Origin of the sequence: Rhodococcus sp. CX (genome assembly GCF_015865005.1) — a bacterium.
GTDB lineage: Bacteria > Actinomycetota > Actinomycetes > Mycobacteriales > Mycobacteriaceae > Rhodococcus.
On the sequence record NZ_JADZGH010000259.1, the window covers coordinates 7,414 to 13,564 of the forward strand.

Annotated in this window: 6 protein-coding genes and 1 pseudogene; 1 reads left to right on the forward strand and 6 read right to left on the reverse strand. The window is 73.7% G+C overall.

Annotated elements, in window-relative coordinates; genetic code table 11:
- Positions 1–242: 242 nt before the first annotated feature.
- Entirely contained in the window at positions 243–2,594 is a 2,352-nt protein-coding gene (locus I0Q12_RS28140; protein WP_197256820.1) for a DEAD/DEAH box helicase, read from the forward strand.
- Positions 2,595–2,596: 2 nt separating this feature from the next.
- Here I0Q12_RS28140 and I0Q12_RS28145 read toward each other — a convergent pair.
- The 6 genes and pseudogenes from I0Q12_RS28145 to I0Q12_RS28170 all read right to left on the reverse strand — a co-directional run.
- Positions 2,597–2,944 (reverse strand): annotated as a pseudogene (locus tag I0Q12_RS28145) (Rv3654c family TadE-like protein); the annotation flags it as partial.
- Complete coding sequence (locus I0Q12_RS28150) at positions 2,941–3,255, reverse strand: TadE family type IV pilus minor pilin (protein WP_197256992.1); 315 nt, start codon at positions 3,253–3,255, stop codon at positions 2,941–2,943. The gene I0Q12_RS28150 and the pseudogene I0Q12_RS28145, both read right to left, overlap by 4 nt.
- A gap of 23 nt (positions 3,256–3,278) precedes the next feature.
- On the reverse strand, positions 3,279–3,482 hold the full coding sequence (locus I0Q12_RS28155) for a DUF4244 domain-containing protein (RefSeq protein WP_197256821.1): 204 nt from the start codon (positions 3,480–3,482) through the stop codon (positions 3,279–3,281).
- 43 nt (positions 3,483–3,525) lie between these two features.
- Positions 3,526–4,134 (reverse strand): type II secretion system F family protein, encoded by a 609-nt coding sequence (locus tag I0Q12_RS28160; protein WP_248675947.1) that lies wholly within the window; start codon positions 4,132–4,134, stop codon positions 3,526–3,528.
- Complete coding sequence (locus I0Q12_RS28165; RefSeq protein ID WP_197256832.1) at positions 4,098–4,889, reverse strand: type II secretion system F family protein; 792 nt, start codon at positions 4,887–4,889, stop codon at positions 4,098–4,100. Before I0Q12_RS28165 ends, I0Q12_RS28160 begins: the two co-directional genes overlap by 37 nt.
- Entirely contained in the window at positions 4,886–6,052 is a 1,167-nt protein-coding gene (locus I0Q12_RS28170; protein WP_197256835.1) for a TadA family conjugal transfer-associated ATPase, read from the reverse strand. Before I0Q12_RS28170 ends, I0Q12_RS28165 begins: the two co-directional genes overlap by 4 nt.
- Between the last annotated feature and the right edge of the window lie 99 nt (positions 6,053–6,151).

A 6,151-nucleotide genomic window follows, 5' to 3' on the forward strand; every position in this document is an offset into this window, starting at 1 on the left:
TGCACTTTCTCAAGTCAACGAACACAGAAGCTGCGACCGGTGTCAGTCAACCACGAACCCGGCGCGCACAACAGTGGGAGGGCGTACAAATCGCCCGAATTTCTGATCTTGTTACAGCACGCGGGAAATTTGCCGACCTTTTGTTGTCGATACTACTGCCCGGAACGACCTACCACCCCGACCGAACCAGGACCGTTGGGCCTACGCTGAACATCGGCCCCACCCGACCCTCGGAGCACACCGTGACCACCCCGCACCACCGTCCGTCCCCCGACGCGACCGTGGGTTTCGGTGACGAACTGCTCGACCGGATCCTCGAGGGCACCCCCGCGAGCGAGCACCCGCTCACCCACACCGCGCGGCTTCCCGCGCGCAAGGCGATCCACAGCGAGTGGCCGGACTGGGTCGCCGAACCGGTGGTGCGCGTGATGCGCGAGTGCGGAATCGACCGGCCCTGGAAACACCAGGCCGTCGCCGCGACCCTCGCCGCGGAAGGCAGCCACGTCGTGCTGTCCACCGGAACCGCGTCGGGAAAATCTCTCACCTACCAACTGCCGGTGCTCACCGCCCTGAGCGAGGATCCCCACGCGACGGCTCTGTACCTGTCGCCGACGAAAGCGCTCGGCGCCGACCAGTTGCGCGCGGCCACGGAGCTGACCTGCGCGGATCCGGCTCTGGCGAGCGTGCGCCCGTGTTCCTACGACGGCGACACCTCGACCGAACTCCGCCAGTGGGCCCGTGCCCACTCGCGCTGGATCTTCACCAACCCCGACATGCTGCATCTCGGTCTGCTTCCCGGCCACGGCCGCTGGAGCCGGTTCTTCAAACGGCTGCGGTACGTCGTCGTCGACGAGTGCCACGCCTATCGCGGCGTGTTCGGCTCCCACGTCGCCCTGATCCTGCGGCGGCTGCGGCGGATCGCGGCGCACTACGGCGCGCATCCGGTGTTCGTGCTGGCCTCGGCGACGACGGCGGAGCCGGGTGCGGCCGCGTCCCGGTTGATCGGTGCGCCCTGCCGGGAGGTGACCGAGGACTGCTCCCCGTCCGGTCCGCGCACCGTCGCCCTGTGGGAACCACCGCTGCTCACCGACGTCACCGGGGAACACGGTGCACCCGTGCGCCGCGCCGCCGGCAGCGAAGCCGCGCGCCTGCTCGCCGATCTCGTCGTGGAAGGAGCCCGCACGCTCGCGTTCGTGCGGTCCCGGCACGGCGCCGAATCGACCGCGATCGCCGCGCGCCGACTGCTCGCCGCCTCCGCCCCGGACCTGGTCGACCGGGTCGCCGCCTACCGCGCCGGATACCTGGCCGAGGACCGCCGCGAGCTCGAGGCGGCCCTCGCCGACGGTCGCCTGCTCGGCGTCGCGACCACCAACGCGCTCGAGCTCGGCGTCGACATCGCCGGGCTCGACGCGGTCGTCGTCGCCGGTTTCCCCGGGACGGTCGCGTCGTTCCGGCAGCAGGGTGGCCGTGCCGGCCGGCGCGGCGCCGGGTCGCTGGTGGTGCTCGTCGCCCGCGACGACCCGCTCGACACCTATCTCGTGCATCATCCGCAGGCGCTGCTCGGCACACCCGTCGAGGCGACCGTCACCGATCCGGCGAATCCGTACGTGCTGGGTCCGCAACTGCTGTGTGCCGCGCTGGAGGCGCCGCTCACCGACGCGGAGGTCGCCGAGTTCGGGGCGGAGGACGTGCTCGCCGACCTCGCCGCGCAGGGCCTGATCCGCCGGCGCCCGCACGGCTGGTTCGTCACCCCCGACACCGACCCGCACGCCGGCCTCGACATCCGCGGCGGGATCGGCAGCCAGATCGCGATCGTCGAGGCCGACACCGGCCGGATGCTCGGCACCGTCGACGCCGGCCGCGCTCCCGCGACCGTGCATCCGGGCGCGGTGCACCTGCACCAGGGCGAATCGTTCGTCGTCGACGAGCTGTACCTCGACGACGGCGTGGCCCTCGTGCACGCGGAGGACCCCGAATGGTCCACGTTCGCCCGGGAACTGACCGACATCACCATCACCTCCGTCGACGAACAGCGCACCGCGGGCGACGTCACCGTCACGTTCGCGCGGGTGGAGGTGACGCATCAGGTGATCGGTTATCTGCGGCGCCTCCCCTCCGGTGAGGTCCTGGACCAGATTCCCCTGGACATGCCGCCGCAGACCCTGCCGACCCGGGCCGTGATGTACACCGTCACACCCGAACTGCTCGAGCGCGCCGGGATCGGAGCCGAACGCGTCCCCGGTGCACTGCACGCCGCCGAGCACGCGGCCATCGGCCTGCTCCCGCTCGTCGCGACCTGCGACCGCGGCGACATCGGCGGGGTGTCCACCGCACTGCACGCCGACACCGGGCTGCCGACCGTGTTCGTGTACGACGGGCACCCCGGCGGCGCCGGGTTCGCCGAGCGCGGGCACAGCCGGATCACCCGATGGCTCACCGCCACCCGCGACGCGGTCCTCGCCTGCGAATGCGCCACCGGCTGCCCGTCGTGCGTCTACTCCCCCAAGTGCGGCAACGGCAACGACCCGCTCGACAAGGCCGGGGCGATCGCGCTGCTCGGTGCGGTCCTCACCGCGCTCGCGGACGAGCCCTGACCGGCCGGACCGGCCCGCGCGATCGCCACCGCCTCCCCCTTAGCCGGGAGCGCCGACGTCACCTCCGCGGCGACCTCGACGACCGTGTCCCACCCGTCGATCGAGCACTCCCGCACCCGGACCCGCATGCGCGCGGCGATCCGTTCGGCCTGCCCGCACGCCCGGTCGCTTCCCCGGTCGAGGGCGACCGCGACGGCCAGCGCCGCCAGATCGGCCGCCGCCTGCGCCCGATGCCGCGACGCCACGGCCGACCCGATGTGCACCAGCGTCGCGGTCACGACGACGAGCGCGGCCATGAGGAAACACCCGACGATCGTGGCGCTGCCCCGGTCGTCCCGCAGTGCACTCACGGCACCGGTTCCGGTTCGCGGACCGCGACGGCCTCGGCGGTCAGCGTCACCAGCGGCAGCAACGGCCCCGCCACCGACACCACCGCGACGACGAGATCCCCGTCCTCGCGCAGCGTGATCCGCGCGTTCGGTGGCGCGACCCGGGCGGCCGTCTCGACCGCCCGTGCCTCGTCACCGCGCGCAGCCAGCCGGGCGGCCTCCCGCGCCGCGTCCTGGCAGCGGAACTGATGCGAAACGCACAGCACCGCACCGAGACAGAGCACGAGAACCGACACCAGCGCGGCGAGGGTGATCGCCGCCTCGACGGTCACCCCGCCCTCTTCCCCGGAGCCGCTCACACCGCGGTGTTCAGGGCGCGCTCGACGATGCCGGTCAGCGCGGAGACGATGTTGTCGCCGGTGACGACCGTGTAGAGCACGGCCCCGAACGCCGCGGCCGCGATCGTGCCGATCGCGTATTCGGCGGTCGACATGCCGTCCTCGTCGGCCACGGCCCCCGCGAGTCGATCACGTACGTTTCGAATTCCGTTGGTGAACATGTTTTCTCCCCTCCGACCGGCACGGACCGTCCGCGCCGATGTCTCACAGCAGTCCTCCCGAGAGGACCTTCCCCGCCAGTCCGATCACGACCGGGACGATGCCCAGGCACACGAACGCCGGCAGGAAACACAGGCCGAGCGGTCCGCTGACGAGCACTCCGGCCCGTTCGATCGCGGCGGCCGCCCGGTCCTCCGCTTCGGCGCGACCGCGTTCGGCGAGTTCGGCGACGATGCCCGACAGCGGCGCACCGGACTTGGCGGATCGTCGTGCAGCCCGCGAGAACGCTTCGAGCACTTCGTCGTCGCCGAGCCCGTGCCAGGCCTCGGCAGGGTCGGCACCGAGCTGCAGCCGATCGGCACCACGCCGCAGCGCATCGGCCAGGCCCGGCGGCGCCGACTCCGCGACGGCGCGGGCGGCGGTGGCGGTGGGCAGACCCGCGCGCAGGCACGCCGCGAGCAGATCCAGCGTCGCCGGAACGGCGTGCGGATCCTCTTCCGCCGCAAGCACGGTCGCGGATTCGTCGCCGGGCGGCTGCACGACCCGGCGCAGGCGGCCGCGACCGGTCTCCGGCAGAACCAGCACCGCCGCCGCGAGGCACAGCGCCCCGACCGCGATCACGACGCCACCCGCGCCGAGATGCGGTCGGTCCACAGCAGACCCGCACACGCCAGGCCGGTACCGAACACGAGGAGCGCGCCACCGAGGCCACCTCCGAGCAGCACCGCGATCGGTGCGGCACCCATCGCCTGCCCGAGTGCGACACCGAGCGCGGGCAGCCCGGCGAGCACGGTCGCGGTCGCGCGGGCCCCGGCCAGTCCCGCTTCGGTGCGTGCCCGCAGCCGGATCCGTCCGAGCAGGTCGGTGCGCGTCGCCGAGAGCAGTTCCGCGAGTGCGAGCCCGTGCCGGTCGGAGACGGCCCACGCCGCCGCGACGCGCTCCAGCTGTGCGCCGAGCGGACCGGATGTGGCACCGCGCAGTCCGTCCGCCGCCGATCCGCCGAGACGGGCGCGAGCGGCAGCGACGCGGAACGCGTCGGCGGCCGGACCACCGCTCTCCTGCGCAGCGACCGCGCACGCCTCGGCCGGGTGGTTGCCCACCCGCAGTTCGGCGATGACGGTTTCGAGGGCGCCCAGCAGCATCCGCTGGTCGGCGTCCGCCGCCCGGGCACGACGACGGGTGCGCATCCGCCACACCGCGGTCGCAACGACGATCGACGTGGCCAGCGCGACCGCGACACCGACGACCAGCGCCACCACGACGGCGGCGGACGCGCCGATCACCAGAGGCGACCCGACCCGCCGTGCTGCAGCGGGTTCGGTGCCGGTGGCCGACCGGAGACGGTGCCGGGCGATCGGCCCGGGGGCGACCAGCACCGCGACCGCAAGGCACACCGCGGCGACGGTCATGCCCGCCGCCGGAAGTACCGCTCGAGCCGTTCCATCCCGGCGTCCGGCCCGTGCACGGCCGTCCACGCGGGCACGACGAGGACCCCCGCGGCCGGATCGCGCTCGACGACCCCGATCTCGACGAGCCGGCGAGTGCCGTCGGGCGCCCGATCGACGTGCAGGATCACCTGCACGGCCGCGGCCAGCTGGCTATGCAGCGCGGCTCGGTCGAGTCCGCCGAGCGCGGCGAGGGCCTCGAGTCGGGCCGGAACCTCGTCCGGGGAGTTCGCGTGGACCGTGCCGGCGCCGCCGTCGTGTCCGGTGTTGAGCGCGGTCAGCAGGTCGACGACCTCGCCGCCGCGCACCTCCCCGACGACGATGCGGTCGGGTCGCATCCGCAGGGCCTGCCGGACCAGGTCGCGCACGGTGACCTCACCGACGCCCTCGACGTTCGGGGGTCTGGCGACGAGCCGGACCACGTGCGGGTGGGTGGGTGCGAGTTCGGCGGCGTCCTCGACGCAGACGATCCGTTCGCCCGGGTCGACGGCGCCGAGCATCGCCGCGAGGAGCGTTGTCTTTCCTGCGCCCGTGCCGCCCACGACGAGGAACGCCAGCCGGGCCGTGACGACGCGGCGCAGCAGCCGGTACGCGTCCGGCTGCACGGCGCCGTTGGCGAGCAGCGCGTCGAGGCCTTGCGTGGCCGGCCGCAGGATGCGCAGGGACAGGCACGTCCCGCCCTGGGCGACGGGGGCGAGCACGGCGTGCAGCCGCACCCCGAACTCGCCGTGTCCGGGCAACCGGCCGTCCACCCAGGGTTGGGCGTCGTCGAGCCGCCGCCCCGCGAACAGCGCGAGGCGCTGGGCGAGCCGGCGTACCGACGCCTCGTCCGGGAACGTGACGGGAGCGAGCTGCAGACCCGCACCACGATCGACCCACACGCGGTCCGGGGCGGTCACGAGCACATCGGTGACCTCGGGTTCGGCCAGCAGTGCCTCGAGCGGTCCCGCCCCGGTGAGTTCGGTCTGCAGGTGCCGCAGGGCGGTGAGCAGGTCGGAGTCTCCGAGCACGCCACCGGATTCGGCGCGCAACGCCGCCGCGACCCGCGCGGGGGTCGGTTCGGCGCGGTCGCCCGCGAGGCGTTCGCGCACGCGGTCGAGCAGGTCGGCGGTCAGCACGGTGCTCATGCCGCCCACCTCGAGGACGCCCGGTCGAGGCCGACGACGGCGAGCACCGCGTCGGCCGCGGTGGTGAGGGGCGAGCGGCGCCGGACCCGCAACCCACCG

What these genes read in the sequence shown, in the direction of transcription:
- I0Q12_RS28165 (WP_197256832.1), bottom strand. Translation starts at nt 4,889, where the DNA reads ATGACCGTCGCCGCGGTGTGCCTTGCGGTCGCGGTGCTGGTCGCCCCC.
- I0Q12_RS28155 (WP_197256821.1), bottom strand. Translation starts at nt 3,482, where the DNA reads ATGTTCACCAACGGAATTCGAAACGTACGTGATCGACTCGCGGGGGCC.
- I0Q12_RS28170 (WP_197256835.1), bottom strand. Translation starts at nt 6,052, where the DNA reads ATGAGCACCGTGCTGACCGCCGACCTGCTCGACCGCGTGCGCGAACGC.